Consider the following 21711-nt stretch of genomic DNA (forward strand, 5'->3'; position numbering starts at 1 on the left):
AACAATCCCTCATTTTCCCCTTGCACTTTCCTCAACTGTGCGGTACAATACGAAATATAAATAAGTAGATTTAATTACATATTCAAGAAATAGTTATTATAAACGTGCAAGGACAGCTAACATGTAAATATAAAAAACCGGAAAGATCTTCTCTTTCCGGCATTTTAAGTCTCACACACTTTAAAACAATACAGTTTTAAACAACAACGTGAAACATTATTTGGTACGGACAACCAGATGGGCATTGACATACTCCCAGGAGTATGTGCCTGCTTTGCCGCCGTCCTCAATGAAAAATGGAGTTACCATCTTGTAGCCTTCATCCATCATCATGGTTGCAGCTTCCAGACATGATTCCTCTTCGTTTTCAAAATCAACATTAATGCATGGATTCTCTTCCATGGAAGGATTGTCCTCATTCGGATCTAAATGTGCAATTGCGTACTGCATATGAATTCTCCTTTTCCTTATGATACTGAGAGTCTGAAAACTCCCTGCCACTCATTATAACTATCTTTCAATCAAGCGTCAAGCACCTGCGGGCGCACCTTTACTATATAAAATTTTGGGGTGAAAACATGAACACAATTATCAATTTAATCGAAAAAACCTACTATTTCCTCTGGGGTGACTGGATTCATCTGCCGCTTCCTGGCGGAACAACCATCAACCTGCCGCTTCTGGTTCTTCTGCTCGTCCCGACCGGTATCTTCTGTACTATCCAGACGCGGTTCCTGCAGATCCGAATGCTTCCGGATATGCTGCGCGCGCTGCTAGAAAAGGCCGAAACCGGACACAAAGGTGGCTCTCTCTCCGCACTCCAGGCACTGATCGTGTCAACTGCGACTCGCGTTGGTATGGGAAATCTTGTCGGTATCGTTGCCGCTCTCTCCGCCGGAGGCGCCGGTGCGTTGTTCTGGATGTGGGTAACCGCGCTGCTCGGTTCGGCAACCGCTTTCATCGAGGCGACCTTAGCCCAGCTTCACAAACAGCCGGATCCGCTCTACGGCGGTTACCGCGGCGGTCCTGCTTACTACATTCACGACTGGATCAACAGCAAACGCCAGAAACAGGGAACGCCAGTTTCGAAGAAAAATCTTCTCTCCGTACTGTTTGCGCTCTCCGGTCTGATCTGCTGGTGCGGTATTAGCCAGGTCATCAGTAATTCCGTGACCTCTTCTTTTAAGAATGCATTCGGCATCCCGCCGATCTACTCATGCCTGTTTTTAGTTCTCCTTGCGGCAGTCATCGTTCTTCGGAAAAATGCCTCCGTCAGGGTTCTGGATCTGCTGGTTCCGATCATGGCAGGCATTTACATTATCCTGACCCTGTTTTTAATTATCGTGAACTTCCGCCAGCTTCCAGGCGTTTTTGCCCGCGTTTTTGAGGAAGCACTCGGTCTGCGCCAGGCAATCGCAGGCGGCTTCGGCGCCGTATTGATGAACGGTGTCAAACGGGGACTTTTCTCCAATGAAGCAGGAAGCGGTTCCGCCCCGTGTGCGGCAGCGACGGCAGAAACCTCCCATCCTGCCAAAGTCGGACTGATGCAGGCGATGGGCGTTTTCATCGACACGCTTCTCTGCACCTGTACAGCCATGATCATGCTGCTGGTCCCGGCTGATAAAATCTCCGGTCTGGAGGGCATGGATCTGCTGCAGGCGGCGATGAGCTGGCATTTCGGGGAATTAGGCGTCATTTTCATAGCCGTAATCCTGTGGCTGTTCAGTTTCACTACCTTCATCGGCATCCTCTTCTACGCCCGCTCCAATGTGAGCTACCTCTTCGGAGACACCTGGGCCGCCCAGACGGCGTACAAGATTCTCGCCCTGATCATGATGTTTGTCGGCGGACTGACCGCCTACACCTTTGTCTGGGATCTCGGTGATGTCGGTGTCGGTCTGATGACCGTCTTCAACCTGATCGCGCTGATTCCGATGTCGAAAGAAGCGCTTGTAAGCCTGCGGGATTATGAGGCAAAATATAAGAAATCATAGCCACTTTATTTCGAAATAAAAAGGGCGTGTGAAAAACCTCTCGTTTTTTCACACGCCCTTTTTCATTAATGATGGAACAGACGGATTCCCGTAAATGCCATTACAATGCCATATTTATTGCAAACCTCGATTACATTGTCATCACGAACCGATCCGCCCGGCTGTGCGATGTACTGAACGCCGCTCTTGTGCGCGCGCTCAATGTTGTCGCCAAATGGGAAGAATGCATCAGAACCAATGGTTACACCCTTCATGCCGTCCAGCCATGCGCGTTTTTCCTCACGGGTAAATACCGGCGGTTTTACCTTGAAAGTTTTCTGCCATGCGCCCTCTTCCAGCACATCCATATATTCTTCTCCGATATAAACATCGATCGCATTGTCGCGGTCTGCACGCTTGATTCCATCCACAAACTGAAGATTTAACACCTGCGGAGATTGGCGCAGATACCAGTTGTCGGCTTTCTGACCTGCCAGACGGGTACAATGTACACGGGACTGCTGACCTGCGCCGATACCGATCGCCTGTCCATCCTTCACGTAGCAGACAGAGTTGGACTGTGTATATTTCAGGGTAATCAAAGATACGATCATGTCGATCTTCGCGTTATCCGGCAGCTCTTTATTCTCAGTCACGATATTCTCCAGCAGCTCACGGTTGATTGCCAGATTATTTCTACCCTGCTCAAAGGTCACGCCAAATACCTGTTTGCGCTCCACCGGAGCCGGTACATAATCCGGATCGATTTCAATGACATTGTACTTGCCATTTTTCTTTGATTCCAGAATCTCCAGCGCCTCCTTGGTATATCCCGGAGCAATCACGCCATCCGATACTTCTCTCTTGATGATGCGCGCCGTATCTGCATCGCAGACATCCGACAGAGAAATAAAATCGCCGAAGGAAGACATGCGGTCTGCACCTCGTGCTCTGGCATATGCACACGCAAGCGGAGATAAGTCTCCCATATCATCGACCCAGTAAATCTTACGCATCGTCTCATCTAACGGAAGTCCTACCGCTGCACCTGCCGGAGAAACGTGCTTAAAAGAAGTTGCCGCCGGAAGCCCGGTTGCCTCTTTCAGTTCTCTTACCAGCTGCCAGCCATTGAACGCATCCAGGAAATTGATATATCCCGGTTTGCCGCAAAGTACCTTGATCGGAAGCTCACTGCCATCCGCCATAAAAATACGGGACGGTTTCTGGTTCGGGTTGCATCCATATTTTAACTCAAGTTCGTTCATCTTCATTCCTCCTGTATACCCATTTAAACGCATGATTCAAATGCTGTTTCAAGTCGAACGTCCGTGAGACTTGGCGCGTGATTCTGGTCAGCGAAGCTGACATATTCTTTACAGAATCACTGCGCATCCTCGCGGAGCGTTTATCTCTGACCTGTTTTCATCTTCAGACGGTTTTTGACTTTTTTAACTATTTTCCAGTCTGTTCCTACTTATTTTTATTAATGATCTTCGTCTGTGTCTCTCTGGTCGCAATATCAATATAGCGCACAAACAGAGATACCTTATTATCCGGGTTCAGATTCTCCCAGAGTGTCGCTGCAAACTCATCCAGGCTGTCCGGAATCTCGATCTTTTTCGGCTCACCCTCGAAGCTCGGAAGCGGATTGCCGTCGTGCATATAGGTGTGGATGAAATGTCCCTCGCCTGCAACCGGCTTCTCATACGCATATGTATAACGATGGCAGGAATCCGGATTGCCGTCGTTGGATTTCAGAATCGACAGCGCATAGTTGTAACCGCCATCCTCAATATGCAGGATACCAGAAATACGAGGTGTGTAGTTCGGCGCATCCGGCTCGAACTCGCGGCTTCTGAGGGACTGCTCAAAGGTCATCTGGCGATCCATTCCCTCATAAATCGTATCAGTCTGATCGCCGTTGGTCACGATCGTTTTATTTCCCAGCACACGGACCGGTGCATAGATAATCAGACTCGGATCTTCCAGCTTCGCCGGGTCAAATGCCTGTGTGCGGATGCCCTCACCTTCTTCTACAAACACACGGTTGCGGCTGTTCTCGCTTCTTCCCATGATAAAGTATGCCGTAACCGCCTTCTTTCCGTCCGGCGTCCGTCCAATGATAATTCCGCGTCCCGGATAAGAATTGTTTTTCAGTTCCTCTGCTATCGATACAGTCTTCATAATGGCAAAGCTTCCTCCTTCATTGTTGTGCAATAATTCACTACTTTATATTTTACCACATTCTATTCTCATTTCCAGTTAGATTTATTGATTTGTTTTCAGAAGTATTGCTTATATATAATACTGGTATTATTTTTTATTCTAATAAACATATAAAAGCACCTGCATTCTTTTACAAATGCTCTGCACTACTTCATGACAAACCGCGTTACTGTTCACGCATACGTGCCCAGTAACGGAATTTGCCGTGGCTTCGCATTTAAATACGGCAAATTCCTGCTGCCACCACGTTTTCTTACGGCACTTTCAGTTCCAAAAGTGCCTACCCCGGAACAGTAACTTTACCGATGCTTTTTAACAAAATACATCATAAAACAGACTGTTCAATCTGTACAATTCGGTGTATAATTAAAGAAAATATGCCATCAGGGCGATACATTTCACATATGTATACAGATTTTGGGAAATGACGGCATGAAGATAGCACAAAATTAGCAAGCGGTCTGCGCTATGCACCGTTACGAAAAAACGTTCATCATCAAAATTCAAGAAAAGGCAGGTTATGAATATGAAAAATGTAACAATTCTCGATCACCCGTTGATTCAGCACAAGATCTCGCTCCTCCGCAACAAGAACACCGGAACCAACGAATTCCGTTCCCTGACCGATGAGATTGCGATGCTGATGGGCTATGAAGCACTTCGCGATCTTCCGCTGGAAGATCAGGAAGTAGAAACTCCGATCGAAACCTGCAGCACTCCGATGCTGGCTGGTAAAAAACTTGCCGTTGTCCCGATTTTACGTGCCGGTCTCGGTATGGTAAATGGTATTCTGGCACTCGTTCCGTCCGCAAAGGTTGGTCACATCGGACTCTACCGCGACGAGACAACCCATGAGCCGCACGAATACTACTGCAAGCTGCCAACCCCGATCGAACTGCGTACTATCGTTGTCACCGACCCGATGCTGGCAACCGGCGGTTCCGCAGTGGAGGCAATCGACTTTATCAAAGCACGCGGCGGAAAGAACATCAAATTCATGGCAATCATCGCTGCTCCGGAAGGATTAAAGAGACTGCATGAGGCACATCCGGATGTCCAGATCTATGTCGGTCATGTCGATCGCTGCCTGAATGAAAACGCTTACATCTGCCCAGGTCTGGGAGATGCAGGGGATCGGATTTTTGGTACGAAATAAATACTATAGCATTCACAAAAAATCGCTCTTCCCTCTTCCGGGTTGAGCGATTTTCCATTTTATCTTTATTTAAAATTTCGTTCTCAAATCGCTATCGCGTAAATTTTTCTGCTATAGCACCGCTATAGTACGCATTCAGCAATTTTTCCAGATCCTTGATCTTCTCTTTCAGTTCCCGTCCGATATCGGTATCTCCGACACACTTGCGCTCCGGCACCCATTTGACCATACGGCTCTCGGAGTGGATGTCACTCTCCTTTTCGATCGCCGCCTCGGTGGACTCAAACGGATCGTGCGCGGCCAGAATCAGACCGTAGGAGTTGTATATCAGCGTATACCCCGCGATACCGGTTTCTTTCTGATATGCTCTTGAGAAACCACCGTCGATGACGAGAAGCTTACCGCCGCATTTGAGCGGGCTCTCGCCGTCTTTGGATTTGACCGGGACGTGACCGTTGATGATGTGCGCGCCCTCCGGTTCCAGACCGAATTCACGGAGAATGCGGTCAAGCACTTCCTCATTTTCCAGCATATCGTAATACGGATTTTTTACTTCTTTATGTGTCTCTTTTTCTGCCAGAAAATAGCGTTCAAACGTTGCCATCTTGTCCTTGCCGAACAGCGGGGAATTTTCATTCAGCCAGATATACCACATCATATCCCTGCCTTTTTCCCGCTCTGCCTTATCGACCGCGACAAACCCCTTGCGGACATAATTGTCCAAAATATCGTACAGCGCCTTTCCCTTATATTGCTTGCCGTAGATCTCTACCTCCTTGAAGGTACCGTCCTTATTTAACGGAACGCAGCCATGGTAGAGAAGGTTATTGTTGTATACTTTATAGAGACTTCCCTTCGCCAGCAGGAATTTCATATGCTGCTGCAGCTTCTCGCAGTTCATGAATGCACGTTCCAGACGTTCCATAATATCCGCTTCTTCCGGTGTAAATGCATATGGATCTTTCGGATCTACGGTCGGGAAATTCATATCGAGCATCTTGTACTCTTTGCCGCCCAGCTCCAGAACACCGCGTTCAAAATCAATATGATGCAGAAGATTTCGTTTCTCCAGACCAAATTCCGGATGGCGCTTGATGATCTGCCCTTCCGCCTTGAACTGGATAATCGAGATCGCCTTGTGCATCTTCTGGTTCATCTCGCGCTCAGACGCACTGTAAGAGTCACTGCCCTTTAACTGGAAGCAGGTGCACGGGTCATCCCCATATGTATTGATCGCAAAGGTTGCCAATGGAAGAAGGTTGATGCCGTAACCATCCTCCAAAATATCCAGGTTTCCATATCGCGCGCAGATACGGATTGCGTTTGCAATACAACCCATCTGTCCCGCTGCCGCGCCCATCCAGAGCACATCGTGATTGCCCCACTGGACATCAATCGAATGATAGGTCATCATCTTGTCCATGATGATATGCGGTCCCGGACCTCGGTCATAGATATCACCCACGATATGAAGATGATCGACCGTCAGGCGCTGAATCAGCTCACTTAGCGCTATGATAAAGGCTTTCGCCCGTCCCACACGGACAATCGTCTGGACGATCGCATCGTAGTAGGATTCCTTGTCCTGCAGATCGCCGCGCTCAGTCAGAAGCTCTTCCAGCACATAAGCAAATTCCTTCGGAAGCGCCTTGCGGATCTTCGAACGCGTGTACTTACTCGCTGCCCGGCGGCAGACCGCAATCAGACGATAGAGTGTGATCTTGTACCAGTCATCCGGATTCTTCTCCGTCTGCAGAATCCGGCTCATCTTCTCCGCCGGATAGTAAATAAGGGTTGCCAGCGACTGCTTGTCCTGACGGCTCAGGGTATTTCCAAATACATCGTCAATCTTTCGCTTGACGGAACCGGAACCATTTTTCAATACATGAGAAAATGCCTCGTATTCCCCATGGATATCGGTCAGGAAATGTTCCGTTCCTTTCGGCAGATTTAAGATCGATTCCAGATTGATGATCTCCGTCGATGCCGCTGCAATCGTCGGGTAAAGCTCTGCCAGTCGATCCAGATAACGCGCCTGCAATGATTTCATGTTTTCTCTAACCCCTCCTGTTTGCGGACGCCCCTTTTGACCCTTTTTCACCCAATCCCGTGCAGCCTGCTTCCGATGCCCGTTATGCATATAAAACACACGCAAAAGATACACGCAGAAAGATGGAAAAGAATTTGTAATGCTTGTTGCAAACAATTACAAAAAATCGAAATGGCGTCTCATTTTTAATTCTGATACTTGTATCTTATCACACTTCTATTAAAAACGCCATTTCGATTCCTATAATAAGTATTATTAGTATTTGCGGGCAATCACGTATTTCTTCTTAAATTTAAAACTTATACCGCATCTGATACCAAGTCACATTCCCATGCACCGATTCCGAGATCCCTTCATTCTCAAATCCAAACTTGGCATAATAGGCTATCAATTTTTCCTTGCACGTCAACACAAGTCCCTTCCTCCCCTGTTTTCTGGCATCCTCGATGGCGCACTGGAGCAACTGTCCCGCATAGCCATGTTTCCGGTATGCCGGGATCGTATTGACACCAAAAATCATCTGCCATGCACCGTTCTCATCGTGCATTTCTGCCCGTTCGTACATCTCATCCGTCAGATCTGGCTTGTCTGTGACGAAGCCGTCCACAAACGCAATCAGCTTTTCGCCTTCAAACATGAGCCAGAAATGATTTCCATAATACTTAATTCTCTCCGCAAACTCCTCTTTCGTTGCGGCTTCCGCTGCCGGAAAGCATTCTGCTTCCACGGCTGCAATCTGAGCCAGATCTGCTATTGTCGCTGTTCTTATCTCCATAATATCTCGTATCATCCAATTATCCTCGTTCAAGAATAAAAAAATAATCTCCTTTCTCTCTTCAAAGGCATTCGCCCATATAATTCAAGTCGAACGTCCGTGAGACTTGGCGCGTGATTCTGGTCAGCGAAGCTGACATATTCTTTACAGAATCACTGCGCATCCTCGCGGAGCGTTTATCTCAGTCGGAGAATGGACTCCCACTGAGACAAATTTGCTATTACTCACCACCTGAAGAGGTGGAGTCTTCTCGACTGAGATAAAAAAAAGAATAATTTCGGTTCTTTCTTTGCAAATAAGCCAATGCATATAGTTTTCCCCATACACATCGGCTTATTTCACGCATCAGGCGGATCTCTCGATCCTGCCTTTTACTTCATATTCAACTATTTCCGCAGCTGTGCCAGGCGCTCCTGTACCTGTGCCATCATCTGGCGGTATTTCTCCAGCTTCTCACGCTCTTCGGCAATCTTTGCCTCCGGTGCGCGGCTGACGAACTTTTCATTACTTAACATGCCCTCGGAACGAGCAAGCTCTTTTTTCAGCTTCTCCTCTTCCTTGGTCAGACGCTCGATCTCCTTGTCCAGATCCACCAGCTCTGCAAACGGCATATAGATGGTTGCCTTTGCAGTCACAGCCGATACGGCATCGTCTGCGATTCCGCTCTTGTCCTTCTGAAGGACAACCTCGCTCGCGTAGCCAAGAGTTGCGAAGAAGACACGGCTGTGCTCGAAGATGGCCAGAACTTCCGGATCCTCGGATACAACGTATACTTTTGCCTTCTTGCTCGGCGGTACGTTCATGGATGTGCGGACGCCGCGGATCGCGCGGACTGCATCCTTGATCGTCTCTACAGCTTTCTCCTCGTCTGCGAAATTCCACTCATCCTTGTACTCCGGCCAGGAAGAAATCATGATGGACGGTTCCTCATCCTGCAGGTTGCAGAAAATTTCCTCGGTGATAAACGGCATATATGGATGCAGCAGTTTCAAGGACTGGATCAGAACCGTTTTCAGGGTCCAGAGTGCAGCTGCCTTGGTGGTGTCTTCCTCGGACCAGAGTCTCGGTTTTACCATCTCGATGTACCAGTCGCAGAACTCCTCCCAGATGAAATCGTAAACCTTCTGGAGGGCGATTCCCAGCTCGTACTTATCCATGTTCTCGGTAACATCTTTTGCCAGCGTGTTGACCTTGGAGAGGATCCAGCGGTCAGCCATCTGCAGGTCAGAAAGTTTCACATCCGTTACCGGCGCTTTCTCAATGTTCATCATGATGAAACGGGATGCATTCCATACCTTGTTTGCAAAGTTACGACTTGCTTCCACGCGCTCCCAATAGAAGCGCATATCGTTGCCCGGTGCGTTACCGGTCATCAGGGTCATACGAAGTGCATCGGCGCCGTACTTGTCGATAACCTCAAGCGGATCGATACCATTTCCAAGGGATTTACTCATCTTGCGTCCCTGGGAGTCGCGTACCAGACCGTGGATCAGGACGGTGTGGAACGGCTCTTTGCCCGTCTGCTCCAGACCAGAGAATACCATACGGATAACCCAGAAGAAAATGATATCGTATCCGGTTACCAGCACGTCGGTCGGATAGAAATATTCATATTCCGGTGTGTCCTTCGGCCAGCCGAGCGTAGAGAACGGCCACAGGGCGGAGGAGAACCAGGTATCCAGCGTGTCCTCATCCTGATGCAGGTGGGTGCCGCCGCATTTCGGGCATACCGCCGGTGCGCTCTTGGCAACGGTCATCTCGCCGCAGTCATCACAATAATAAGCCGGAATCCGGTGTCCCCACCAGAGCTGACGGGAAATGCACCAGTCACGGATGCCCTCAAGCCAGTGCAGATAGGTCTTTCCGAAGCTCTCCGGAACGAACTTAAGTCTGCCGGATTTAAGTGCCTCTACCGCCGGTTTCGCCATCTCTTCCATCTTGACAAACCACTGCGGTTTTACCATCGGCTCTACGGTTGTGCCGCAGCGGTCGTGGGTACCTACGTTGTGGGAATGCGGAACGACTTTGACTAAAAGTCCCATTTCCTTCAGATCCTCTACCATGGCTTTTCTCGCCTCGTAGCGGTCCATGCCCTGATATTTGCCCGGTACGCTGATGGTTGCATCGTCATTCATGATGCAGATCTCTTCCAGGTTGTGGCGTTTTCCTACCTCAAAGTCGTTCGGGTCATGTGCCGGTGTGATCTTTACGCAGCCGGTACCGAACTCTTTATCTACATACTCATCCGCAATGACCGGAATCTCTCGGTCGGTCAGCGGCAGTTTTAACATCTTGCCTACGATATCCTTGTAGCGCTCATCCTCCGGGTTGACAGCTACCGCAGTATCGCCTAACAGCGTCTCCGGACGGGTGGTTGCGATCTCGACGAAACGTCCCTCTTCGCCGACGATCGGGTAATTGATGTGCCAGAAAAAGCCGTCCTGCTCCTCATGCTCTACCTCGGCATCCGAAATGGAAGTCTGGCAGACCGGGCACCAGTTGATGATACGGGATCCCTTGTAAATATAACCTTTTTCATACAGTCTGGTAAATACTTCCAGAACCGCCTCGGAACAGCCCTCGTCCATCGTGAAACGCTCGCGGTCCCAGTCAGCGGAGGAACCCAGCTTGTGAAGCTGTTTTACGATACGGCTGCCGTACTCTTCTTTCCACTCCCATGCTTTCTCCAGGAAGCCCTCACGACCCAGATCATGCTTGTCAATGCCCTGCTCTTTCAGCTTATTGATAACCTTAACCTCCGTTGCGATCGCCGCATGGTCGGTACCCGGCTGCCACAGTGCCTCATAGCCCTGCATTCTCTTGTAACGGATCAGGATATCCTGCATGGTGTTATCCAGCGCATGTCCCATATGAAGCTGTCCGGTAATATTTGGCGGAGGCATCACAATCGTGAACGGCTTCTTGCCGTTTCTGCGTCCGCGCTCTGCATCGGCGTGGAAATATTTGCTGTCCAGCCATTTCTGATACAGGCGATCTTCAATATCCGCCGGATTATATGTTTTTTCCAGTTCTTTCATTGATCGATTCTCCTTTTGTGTTTTAACTCATCAAATGCTGTTTATCCTCGCATTCTATCATGAACCGCATCTTGTTTACCTTCATTTTGTGTAATTTCCGATGCAGTTTCTTACATCTGTTTCCGGACAATCTTGTACTCATCATCCGTCTGGTAGTACGGGCAGACAAAACGCTGGTTGCTTAAAAATGCCGCCATCTCGTCCTCATCCAGATCTGCCTCGCACAGATAATACCCATAATCATCGTCATAGACATAATTGCCGCACGTATCACAGCTTGTCAGCGGACCCTGTTTTTTCATCTGTTTTGTCCTTTCCGAAGCGCGTTTCCTATGAAAAAGAATGTGCCTTTTGTGTAATAGGGAATTCCAAGGAATTTTCCATTACATGAAAAAAGCCCCTTGCAGACATATCATCTGCAAAGGGCGTCATATACGCGGTACCACCTTAATTCAATCAGGATTTCCGCCTGCCGGTGTTTTCTTTGCACACATCCAGACTTTACCCCAATCCTCTTGATTCTATAACGGGAACTCCCGGGATCTCTTATCCACCACTCTCTTTCACAGCATTCCTAAGTCATAGCAGAACGCGGTTTTTCAGAAATCCGGCTCCGAAGCTACCTTCCACATCCGTTTCCCGGAACCGTCTCTCAACCTGCGCGGTTCTCTCTGTCAGGGCTTCTATGTGTACTCCTCTTCTTCACTGCCTTTCATTTTTCAGTTCCTTGTTATCATAGAGGTTTTTCAGGAAAATGTCAAGGTTTTCGGCACAGGTTGATAAATGATATATGCCCGTTACTGTTCACAGGTAGGCACTTTTGGAACCGAAAGTGCCGTAAGAAAACGTGGTGGCAGCAGGAATTTGCCGTATTTAAATGCGAAGCCACGGCAAATTCCGTTACTGGGCACGTATGCGTGAACAGTAACATATGCCCTGGCTCTTCCCACTTTAAAGACGCCCAGCTGTAACAGCTGCACAGCCCCTATTTCGGCAACGTATCCTTATATTGTTGATACGTCCCATCCGTCACCAGCTTTGCGTATGCATCATATGCCTCCTGCAGATTCTCATACTTTTTATCATTCGAAAGATATTCCGTATACTGTTTTGGAGTTCGATGATCGGCGATTGCCACATAGTTACCAGCTGTATTCTTTCGAATAGCGGTAGTTGTTTCCGAAATATAAAACCTTCCATCTGCTGTACTGATAATAACCGGTATCTTCTTTCCTGCACCAACCGAATCTGACGATATATCTACAGATGTCCAGAATAAATATCGCTTTGACTTATCCTTCGCATCTCCCAGATAGGCCCAGGTTCCCTTTTTTAACAGGCTGTCCTCCTCAATCTTTGCCTGTATCTTTGGAAGCATATTGGATTTTGTACAGTTGGAATCAATTTCAAAATTGTTGTTATTACCCAGCATTTCCAATACGCCGCTGTTATTCAAGGGCGCATGCATATCGCAATTGATATTAAACGTATATTTCTGTTCCGAACCACCTGCACCATTTCCACCTTTCCAGTTAAAAAGCACTCCCGAATTTGGCTGATAGGAAACTTCACACTCCCCACCCGGAACCGGATAACCAATCCAGTTGGCCGTATCACTCTGATCATTATAATGCATCACTCCACCTATCGTCACCGGGTCATGCGACTGCCATTTTGCTTTTTTCTGCTTCAGCTTTACAACCTTCACTTCATTCTCTGTATCCTCAATCATGACCGCTGCCATCACCTCTGCATAGGCAGAACGGACATTGGCAAGATCCGTGGCCTCCCGGCTGGCCTCCAGCTGCCTGGTGAAAATAGGAATAGAAATTGCAGCTAAAATGGCAACAATCGCAACGACTACCAAAAGCTCCGCCAGCGTAAAGCCCTTTTTCCTATTCTGTATATGAATTTCCATTCTTATCACCCACCTGTCACCTTTATCCCTTTTTTTGTTTTATTCTATCACATGATTCTAAAAAATTCACGCAAAACGTTTTGCATCTGACGCACATTCCCATAAATCGAAAGAAGAGGCCTCCGCCTGCGGTTTTCACCGCAAAGCATCCGCCTCTTCCCCATTTCATTGCTGTAATCAAATTCCTGCCGTCAATTAAAACAGCGGAACAACCGCTCCATCATACTTCGTCTCGATGAACTCTTTGATATCATCACTTGTCAGGACTTCCATCAGAGCTTTTGTCTTGTCGCTCTCCTCGTCACCTTCACGGACTGCTACGACATTTCCGTATGTCTGGGCTGCCAGAGAATCAGAAGCCTCTACTGCCAGAGCATCGGTTACCTTTAAACCAGCCTCGATTGCGTAGTTGCCGTTGATAACTGCAATATCAGCATCCTGTAAGGAACGCGGAAGCTGTGCTGCCTCAAGCTCTACGATATCCAGGTTCTTCGGGTTCTCTGTAATATCATTGATAGTTGCGGTCAGACCTGCATCTTCTTTCAGTGTCAGAAGACCCTGATCCTGAAGAAGCAGAAGTGCTCTTGCCTCGTTGGTTACATCGTTTGGCACCAGAACCTCTGCGCCGTCAGCCAGCTCATCTAAAGAATCGCTCTTGCCTGCGTAGATGCCGAATGGCTCATAATGAATTGCACCTGCACTTACCAGGTGAGTGCCATTTTCCTCATTGAAGGTATCCAGATATGGTTTGTGCTGGAAGTAGTTTGCATCCAGATCGCCGGACTCCAGTGCGTTGTTCGGCTGTACATAATCAGTATACTCTACGATCTCCAGATCGTAGCCCTTGTCTGCCAGAAGGTCTCTTGCAGCTTCCAGGATCTCAGCGTGCGGTGCCGGGCTTGCGCCTACTACCAGCTTCTCCAGATCGCCGTCTGCCTCTTTAGCCTCTGCGGTGCTCTCCTCTGCTGTCTCTGCAGCAGTCTCAGCAGTTGTCTCATTCGAGCTGGAAGAGCAGCCTGCTAAGGATGCAGCTGCCAACAGTGCCAGGAATGTGGTTCCTAAGAATGATTTTTTCATAGTGATCTCCTCCTCTTTGTGTGTTTAAATTTATATTTCAGAAATGTCCTGCATCTGCCACAGACGATAGGCTGCATTTCATTTCTGTAAATATCTTATTAACGGATTCTCTTATCACTTCTTCTCGAACTCCGCGTAAAGATCTCCTGAATCAGCTGTGCGATAATAACCAGAATCACAACGGTAACCAGCATCATATCTGCCTGATAACGGTGGTATCCATATCGGATCGCCACATCGCCCAGACCGCCGGCGCCGACACAGCCTGCCATCGCAGAATATCCGAGGATTGTCGTGATCGAAATCGCCGCGCCGACTAACAGGGACGGCTTGGACTCCGGAAGCAGCACCTTGAAAATAATCTGCCAGGTTGAAGCGCCCATTGATTTTGCTGCTTCAATCACGCCTGCATCAATTTCCTTTAATGATGCCTCTACCATACGACTGATGTACGGGAACGCCGCGATTACCAGCGGTACAACTGCCGCATTTGCTCCGATCGTCTTTCCCACGATCGCGCGGGTCAGCGGCATTACCATCGCTAACAGGATGATAAACGGCACCGAACGGAGCAGGTTGACAATCACGCCCGCCACTTTGTTGAACAGCGGCACCGGACGGATGCCGTCTTTATCGGTTACAACCAGCGCCACGCCGAGCGGGATGCCGATCAAATAAGAAATCAGGGAAGAAAGACCTACCATATATAAGGTTCTCCAGGTCTCTTTTACCAGCATACTGACTGTCTTCGCATCAAATACCATCTTAGCGCACCTCCTCATAGGTCACACCGACCGTTTTTAAATAATTGCAGATACGCCCTGCATCTACCTCGTCCTCCGGGAGCTGCAGAAGCATCTGTCCCATCGCCTTGCCCCCGATATCGTGGGTATCCGCGAGAAGGATATTGACCGGAACCTTGCAGGCTAATACCATATTAGAAATAATTGGCTCCGAAGATTCCTGTCCATTGAAAATAACGCGGATCTGGCGCGCTCTGGCAAAGCTTGTCTTCTGCCCTGCCGTCTCTCCTAGAATCAGCTGCCGCCCAATCTCCGACTTCGGACCGGAGAAAATCTCTGATACCTTGCCAGACTCTGCAATGTGGCTGTGGTCGATGATCGCCACACGGTCACAGATAGACTCAATCACCGCCATCTCATGGGTAATCACGATCACAGTAATGCCGAGTTCGCGGTTAATCTTCTTGAGAAGCTCCAAAATCGATTTTGTCGTATTCGGGTCGAGCGCACTCGTCGCCTCATCGCAAAGCAGCACCTTCGGGTTCGTGGACATCGCACGTGCAATCGCCACACGCTGCTTCTGTCCGCCGGAGAGCTGTGCCGGATATGCCTTCATCCGTTCTTCCAGACCGACTAATTTTAAAAGCTCAGCCGCCCGTTTCTTCGCCTCTGCTTTCGGGACACCGGCAATCTCCATCGGAAAGCACACATTCTGGAGTACATTTCTCTGTGCCAGAAGATTGAACTGCTGGAAAATCATCCCCATCGACTGTCTGGCTTTCCGAATCTCCGACTCCTTCATCATCGACAGGTTCTGTCCCTCAAAAATAACCCGTCCCGCCGTCGGTGTCTCCAGATAATTGATACACCGGACCAGCGTACTCTTTCCTGCACCCGACAGACCGATAATTCCAAAAATCTCACCCTGCAGGATTTCCAGGTTAATATCATCTAACGCGGTCACCGTTCCGTTCGTTGTCTGGAATTGCTTTCCCAGTCCTTCCAGGCAGATGATCGCTTCCTTTCTCTGCTCCATTGTCTTTTCCCCTCTCTTTTTCCGAATATACAGCATTGATACCCTGTCGCATAAAAGATACCACTACTGTTTTTCTGTCACAGGAAGCAGTTAGTGCCTTTTTGTGTCATAAGGAATTTCAAGGAATTTCCTATGACACAAAAAAGCCGCAAATCCAGTACGGATCGCGGCTTCCTATGCTATACTTACAGGTCTATCCGACCAGCCCGTTCCGTCTTTCATGCACACAAATATGACAGCACATCATACACATGCCGTTCATCATCATATTCATCTGCATGGCTTTACTCTGACGCATCGGACCTGTCCCCTTTCAGCTTATATTCCCTTATTCCTGATAGGAATTATTTGTTTATGAAGATACACCCATTTTCCGGGTTTGTCAAGTGTTTCCTGAATTTTTAAGAGCTATTTTTTAGAGCTATTTCATTCCTGCTCCGGTTTTTGCACAGCTTCTCTTCTTTTTGATATCTGGAGTTCCCGTGCTTCTGCACGGCTGCGGCGCAAATTTTCTCCTGGCATCTCCTGTTTCCGGCTGCGCCCTTTCTCACGCTCGCGGATGCGATCCGGCGTGCGGCTCTCAATGATATAGCGCGGGCGGTGCTTCGACTCCAGATAAATCTTTCCGACATACTCTCCGACGATTCCGACCGAGAGAAGAAGCAGTCCGCCGATAAACCAGAGCGATACCATCATGCTCGCCCAGCCGGTGATCGTATTGCCCCGGAAGAAATCAACTACCGCCCAGATAAGGAATCCAATACTGACAAAAAATGCCGCAATTCCCATGAACGTAATCATCCGGATCGGCTTTGTGCTCAGCGAAGTGATGCCCTCGATCGCAAAAGCCAGCATCTTTTTCAGCGGATATTTGCTCTCCCCTGCTGCCCGCTCTTTACGGTCATAATATACCACATCGGACGGATAACCGATCATCGGGACAATCCCGCGCAGAAACAGATTGACCTCCGAAAATTCCGCCAGCCCTTCCAGTGCCCTCCGGCTCATCAGGCGGTAATCCGCATGATTATACACGGTGTTCGCTCCCAGCGCATTCATAATCTTATAAAATCCCAGCGCAGTTGTACGCTTAAAAAATGTATCCGTCGCCCTGTGGCGGCGCACACCGTACACGATGTCACAGCCAGCCATATACCGCTCGATCATCGCGTCGCATGCGTCCACATCATCCTGCAGATCGGCATCCATCGAGATCGCCGCGTCACACCGCCGTCTCGCCGCCTCAAAAAGCCCGGCTAAAAGCGCGTTCTGATGACCGCGGTTGCGGCTCAGCTTCACACCTGCAAACCGCTCGTCCTTCTCATGGAGTTCCTCGATCAGCTTCCATGTTCTATCCTTCGAACCGTCGTCTACCATCAGCACCCGGCTTCCCGGATGAATCCGGCGGCTGCGGGTTAAATCATCTAATTTTTTACCTAAAAATTCTGCCGTCAATGGCAGAACTTCCTCTTCGTTGTAGCAAGGCACCACGATATAGATAACCGGTGCATTTCTCATACTGTCATCTCCTGCCCGGGTCACTGTCCCTTCTATGCAGACAAGTCCCCTCGTATTTTCAAAAGCAGGTTTCCAGATACAGGTATCTTGCCAGAATCCCCCTGCAGCTGAAATCTGCTTTTTCCGTATTTTCCTATTATATAGGAACTACATTAAAAAGAAAAGTAAATTTTTGACACATCCACCCGATTCCGGTATAATAGAATTGATATTTTTATCACTTTACTATTACTCGCCACCTAAAGAGGTGGGCGTCTTCTCGACTGAGAAAAAAATCAAAAAAAGCCATCTATCAGGAGGTATTCATATGTCAAAAAACGAAAAAGCAAAGGTATATTTTACAGATTTCCACACCATTGCATTTGGCGACGGTCTCCCTACCAAATTAAAAAAACTGATCCGTAAAGCCGGGATCGGTTCCATCGATATGGATGGTAAATTTGTCGCTATCAAGATGCACTTTGGTGAACTTGGAAATATCAGTTATCTGCGTCCGAATTATGCCAAAGCCGTTGTTGATGTCATCAAAGAACTGGGCGGCAAACCATTTTTAACAGACTGCAATACGATGTATCCAGGCAGCCGCAAGAATGCGCTCGAGCACCTGGAATGCGCCTGGGAAAACGGATTTACCCCGTTGACTGTCGGATGTCCAATCATCATCGGTGATGGATTAAAAGGCACCGATGACATCGCTGTTCCGGTGGCCGGAGGCGAATACATCAAAGAAGCTAAGATCGGCCGCGCCGTCATGGACGCCGATGTCTTTATCAGCCTGACCCATTTCAAGGGACATGAGATGACCGGCTTCGGCGGTACGATCAAAAATATCGGCATGGGCTGCGGTTCTCGCGCCGGTAAGACCGATCAGCACAGCAGTGGAAAACCACACGTCAAGGAAAAGCTCTGCCGGGGCTGCCGCCGCTGTCAGAAGGAATGTGCCAACGGCGGTCTCGTTTTCGATGAAGCCTCCAGAAAAATGCACGTGGATGCTGAGCACTGCGTCGGCTGCGGACGGTGTCTCGGCGCCTGCAATTTTGACGCGATCGAATTTGACAACAACGCAGCCAACGAGCTGTTAAACTGCCGTATGGCGGAATACACAAAAGCCGTTGTGGATGGACGTCCAAACTTCCATATTTCCCTGGTCGTTGACGTCTCCCCGAACTGCGACTGCCACGGTGAAAATGACGTACCGATCCTTCCAAATCTTGGTATGTTTGCTTCTTTCGATCCGCTGGCACTCGATCAGGCCTGTGTGGACGCCTGTCTGGCCGCTGCTCCGATGCCGGGCAGCCAGCTTGCAAAACATCTTGCTGATCCGAATTTTCACGATCACCATGACCATTTCACAAATTCCACACCAGAATCTGAATGGAAAAGCTGCCTGGCACATGCGGAGAAGATCGGTCTGGGAAGCCGGGAGTATGAATTGATCACACTATAATAACATCACCCCCATCTGTCAGCTGTGCCGCCGGTCTTTTTGCGGCCGCATAGCTGTGAAAAACGGAGCCGCCCCGGTCTTTTCTGCCGGTCGGCTCCGTTTTATGCTCTTCTTTATTTCTGAATCCAGACACCATTCGCATCGACTCTATATCCGTCCGGTGTCGTTCCATTGACAAACAATGCTCCGTCAGCACTCACATAATACCAGTATCCATTCGTCTGAATCCAGCGGCTCTTCGCCATAGCCCCGCTTTCGGTATAATAATGCCAGGAGCCGTTTACCATCTGCCAGTCACGCGCCATCCACGCATCTGCATGGAAATAGTATGTCTCTCCCTTGATCAGTAAACTCTCATTTGCCGCGTAGGTTCCGTTTGCTTTCAGGTATTTCCATTCATTTCCAAACTGCTGCCACGCACCGTCGCCCTGAGCAGCTGTATTGCCAGCTCCAGAGCTACCCGGTCCACCCTGGCTGCCGGAAGAAGAGGTATTTTTGCTGGTCGTATTGCCGGACGGCTTGCTGGAATTTGACGTACTGTTGTTCGCCGCATCCGATACCGAGGTGTTCGTGCCAGCCGGTGTGCCGGATGCGCTTCCCGCCACTGCAAAACCATAGTCCAGCAGCTTCTTCGTATCGTCATAATGGGTCTGCGAACTCTTTAAAATAACTGCAATCAGGCGCACGCCATTCCGCTCTGCACACGTTACCAGCGTGTTGCCTGCCAGGGAGGTATAACCGGTCTTTCCGCCTATGATTCCCTCATAGTACTGGGAATTTGCCGGATTGAGCATCTTATGTCCCATCGTAAGCGTCCGCACCGTCGGCACGCTGGCAGTCGCCGGGAAATCGTAATGCAGGGTCGATGCAACCTGACGCACCGTCGCATTATTGAATGCAGCATTTGCAATCAGCGCCATATCATGTGCGGTTGTAAAATGGTTCGCATTGTTCAGACCATTCGGATTTGCAAAATGCGTATGCGTGCATCCTAAGGACGCTGCCTTCTCATTCATCTTATCCGCAAACGCGCTGACACTGCCGGACACATGCTCCGCCAGTCCGTTTGCCACCTCATTTGCCGATTTTAAAAGCAGACCATAGAGACAGTCCTTAACCGTAAAGGTATCACCCGCCTTGACCTGCAGCGTCACCGCGCCCGATTCCAGATTCGAAACTGCCGTCTGGGAAAAGGTTACCGTATCACTCAGATTACAGTTTTCCGCTACCAGAAGCGCCGTCATCAGCTTCGTGATGCTGGCTGGATAATACTGCGTATCCGCATTCTTGGAAAACAGGAACTGGTTGTGCGTCGCATCATAGAGCACTGCGCCCTGCGCTGCCACCGTCGGCTGAGCTGCATTCTGTGAAGTAACCGTTGCTCCCGAAGGAACTGCGCCGGAGACCGTGCCTCCTGCCGCCTGTCCCGGACCGGTCGCCCCGTCTGTCGCAGCAAATGCAGTCCATGACACAGACATCATAAGTGCCATTCCCAGGCAGAGGGAACGCACGGATTTTTTCCATTTATTCATCGTATATTGTCCTTCCTGTATGTATTTTCGCTTTTCTCCTACCCGCCAGCTCCCGCAAACGTAAAGTTACGTTCACTCATTGCGCGGACTTTAACGGATTTTGCCAGTGCTGCGCAGGTACAAATCATGCAAATCTGTCTTACATTTTACTTCATTTTAAGCGACAATACAAGTTGAAAGGAAAATTTGAAATTATTACAGATACTTCTTCCGCAGATCCGCCCCACTCTCTGCCGACAGATATGCCGGTGCCACATCAAAGACGGTCTTGCAGCCTTTCTGGCCTTCCTGGTTCATCTTGTATGCCGCGCGTGCGTATGCCACGATGATGGAGGAAGTAAATTCCGGGTTGGAATCCAGCTTTAAGCTGTACTCGATGATATGGTGGTTCTCTTTGTTCCAGCCGGTCTTACCGCTGCGGAGTACGAAACCACCGTGCGGGAGACGGTTGTGATCGCGTTTCAGTTCTTCTTCGGTGATGAAATGAACCGTTGTGTCATAATCAGAAAAGTAGTTCGGCATGGTCTTGATCTCATTCTCGATCTTTGCCTGATCCGCGCCCTCTTCTGCCACAACAAAGCACTCTCTGGTGTGTTTTTCGCGGGTGGTCAGCTCTGGGCTGCTGCCGCTTCTGACTGCCTCCAGTGCACTCTCAACTGGGATTGTGTACTGTCTGGCATCCTTGACGCCCTCGATCCGGCGGATCGCATCGGAATGTCCCTGGCTGACGCCCTTGCCCCAGAATGTATAATTTTCGCCATCCGGCAGGCATGCAGCTGCATAGAGACGGTTCAGGGAGAACATACCCGGATCCCAGCCAACGGAGATGATGCCAACCTTTCCGGATTTCTGTGCGGACTCATCGACTGCTGCGAAATGCTCTGGAATCTTTGCATGGGTATCGAAGCTGTCCACTACGTTAAACCACTGTGCATATTTCGGGGTCTGGACCGGCAGATCCGTAGCCGAACCGCCGCAGAGAATCAAAACGTCGATCTCGTCTTTCTTCGCCTCTGCCTCATCTACATGATAAACCGGTACGCCCTCGGTCAGGATCTTGACCGTTTCCGGCGCACGCCGTGTAAATACTGCTTTCAGTTCCATATCCGGATTCTGGCGGATCGCACACTCCACGCCGCGTCCCAGATTTCCATATCCTAAAATTCCAACTCGGATACTCATAGATATTCCTCCTAACGGTACAAAATTTGCCACGGATCCG

Annotated in this window: 17 protein-coding genes and 1 other annotated feature; of the genes, 3 read left to right on the forward strand and 14 right to left on the reverse strand. The window is 49.1% G+C overall.

The window, feature by feature from the left end; genetic code table 11:
• Window positions 1-216 precede the first annotated feature (216 nt).
• Window positions 217-450 carry a hypothetical protein gene (locus DWZ45_RS09015; protein WP_022358715.1) on the reverse strand — a complete coding sequence of 78 codons (234 nt, stop codon included), beginning with the start codon at window positions 448-450 and terminating at the stop codon, window positions 217-219.
• Window positions 451-578: 128 nt separating this feature from the next.
• Between DWZ45_RS09015 and DWZ45_RS09020 the strand changes: the two genes are divergently transcribed.
• Complete coding sequence (locus tag DWZ45_RS09020) at window positions 579-1994, forward strand: alanine/glycine:cation symporter family protein (protein WP_118468681.1); 1416 nt, start codon at window positions 579-581, stop codon at window positions 1992-1994.
• 65 nt (window positions 1995-2059) lie between these two features.
• On the opposite strand, the gene DWZ45_RS09025 is transcribed toward DWZ45_RS09020, so the two are convergent.
• Together DWZ45_RS09025 and DWZ45_RS09030 are read right to left on the reverse strand one after the other, a co-directional pair.
• The gene (locus DWZ45_RS09025; RefSeq protein ID WP_118468683.1) at window positions 2060-3238 is read right to left on the reverse strand and encodes a phosphoribosylaminoimidazolecarboxamide formyltransferase; all 1179 of its coding nucleotides are present in this window, start codon (window positions 3236-3238) and stop codon (window positions 2060-2062) included.
• 205 nt (window positions 3239-3443) lie between these two features.
• The gene (locus DWZ45_RS09030; RefSeq protein WP_117795557.1) at window positions 3444-4157 is read right to left on the reverse strand and encodes an IMP cyclohydrolase; all 714 of its coding nucleotides are present in this window, start codon (window positions 4155-4157) and stop codon (window positions 3444-3446) included.
• Between the two features lie 568 nt (window positions 4158-4725).
• On the opposite strand from DWZ45_RS09030, the gene upp reads away from it, so the two are divergent.
• Window positions 4726-5355, forward strand: coding sequence for a uracil phosphoribosyltransferase (gene upp, locus DWZ45_RS09035; RefSeq protein WP_022358719.1), 630 nt, complete (start codon window positions 4726-4728; stop codon window positions 5353-5355).
• 91 nt (window positions 5356-5446) lie between these two features.
• Here the strand turns inward: upp and DWZ45_RS09040 are convergent, their stop codons facing one another.
• The 9 genes from DWZ45_RS09040 to DWZ45_RS09085 all read right to left on the reverse strand — a co-directional run bounded on the left by DWZ45_RS09040 (window position 5447) and on the right by DWZ45_RS09085 (window position 17510).
• On the reverse strand, window positions 5447-7405 hold the full coding sequence (locus tag DWZ45_RS09040) for a fructose-1,6-bisphosphatase (RefSeq protein ID WP_117795592.1): 1959 nt from the start codon (window positions 7403-7405) through the stop codon (window positions 5447-5449).
• A gap of 292 nt (window positions 7406-7697) precedes the next feature.
• Window positions 7698-8180: a GNAT family N-acetyltransferase gene (locus DWZ45_RS09045; protein WP_118468817.1), complete on the reverse strand. Its 483-nt coding sequence runs from the start codon at window positions 8178-8180 to the stop codon at window positions 7698-7700.
• Between the two features lie 386 nt (window positions 8181-8566).
• Window positions 8567-11218 (reverse strand): valine--tRNA ligase, encoded by a 2652-nt coding sequence (locus DWZ45_RS09050; protein WP_117795594.1) that lies wholly within the window; start codon window positions 11216-11218, stop codon window positions 8567-8569.
• Window positions 11219-11328: 110 nt separating this feature from the next.
• Window positions 11329-11520 (reverse strand): DUF6472 family protein, encoded by a 192-nt coding sequence (locus DWZ45_RS09055; RefSeq protein ID WP_022358726.1) that lies wholly within the window; start codon window positions 11518-11520, stop codon window positions 11329-11331.
• Between the two features lie 116 nt (window positions 11521-11636).
• Window positions 11637-11933: a binding site (T-box leader), on the reverse strand.
• Window positions 11934-12203: 270 nt separating this feature from the next.
• The gene (locus DWZ45_RS09060; protein WP_207663861.1) at window positions 12204-13136 is read right to left on the reverse strand and encodes a type II secretion system protein; all 933 of its coding nucleotides are present in this window, start codon (window positions 13134-13136) and stop codon (window positions 12204-12206) included.
• Between the two features lie 195 nt (window positions 13137-13331).
• Window positions 13332-14213 (reverse strand): MetQ/NlpA family ABC transporter substrate-binding protein, encoded by an 882-nt coding sequence (locus DWZ45_RS09065; protein ID WP_118468685.1) that lies wholly within the window; start codon window positions 14211-14213, stop codon window positions 13332-13334.
• Between the two features lie 98 nt (window positions 14214-14311).
• Entirely contained in the window at window positions 14312-14977 is a 666-nt protein-coding gene (locus DWZ45_RS09075) for a methionine ABC transporter permease (RefSeq protein ID WP_022358729.1), read from the reverse strand.
• Window position 14978: 1 nt separating this feature from the next.
• Window positions 14979-15992, reverse strand: coding sequence for an ATP-binding cassette domain-containing protein (locus tag DWZ45_RS09080; RefSeq protein ID WP_118468821.1), 1014 nt, complete (start codon window positions 15990-15992; stop codon window positions 14979-14981).
• Window positions 15993-16418: 426 nt separating this feature from the next.
• Window positions 16419-17510: a glycosyltransferase family 2 protein gene (locus tag DWZ45_RS09085; protein WP_118468689.1), complete on the reverse strand. Its 1092-nt coding sequence runs from the start codon at window positions 17508-17510 to the stop codon at window positions 16419-16421.
• Window positions 17511-17817: 307 nt separating this feature from the next.
• Here DWZ45_RS09085 and DWZ45_RS09090 point away from each other — a divergent pair, with 307 nt between their 5' ends.
• A complete protein-coding gene (locus tag DWZ45_RS09090) occupies window positions 17818-18957 on the forward strand; it encodes a DUF362 domain-containing protein (protein WP_118468690.1) in 1140 nt (379 codons plus the stop codon).
• 113 nt (window positions 18958-19070) lie between these two features.
• Here DWZ45_RS09090 and DWZ45_RS09095 read toward each other — a convergent pair whose 3' ends face one another.
• Both DWZ45_RS09095 and DWZ45_RS09100 read right to left on the reverse strand, forming a co-directional pair.
• The gene (locus DWZ45_RS09095) at window positions 19071-20489 is read right to left on the reverse strand and encodes a D-alanyl-D-alanine carboxypeptidase family protein (protein ID WP_118468692.1); all 1419 of its coding nucleotides are present in this window, start codon (window positions 20487-20489) and stop codon (window positions 19071-19073) included.
• 195 nt (window positions 20490-20684) lie between these two features.
• Window positions 20685-21671, reverse strand: coding sequence for a diaminopimelate dehydrogenase (locus DWZ45_RS09100; RefSeq protein ID WP_118468694.1), 987 nt, complete (start codon window positions 21669-21671; stop codon window positions 20685-20687).
• Between the last annotated feature and the right edge of the window lie 40 nt (window positions 21672-21711).

Source organism: Clostridium sp. AF32-7AC (assembly GCF_003477925.1).
In the GTDB taxonomy this organism is placed as follows: Bacteria; Bacillota; Clostridia; order Lachnospirales; family Lachnospiraceae; genus Otoolea; species Otoolea fessa.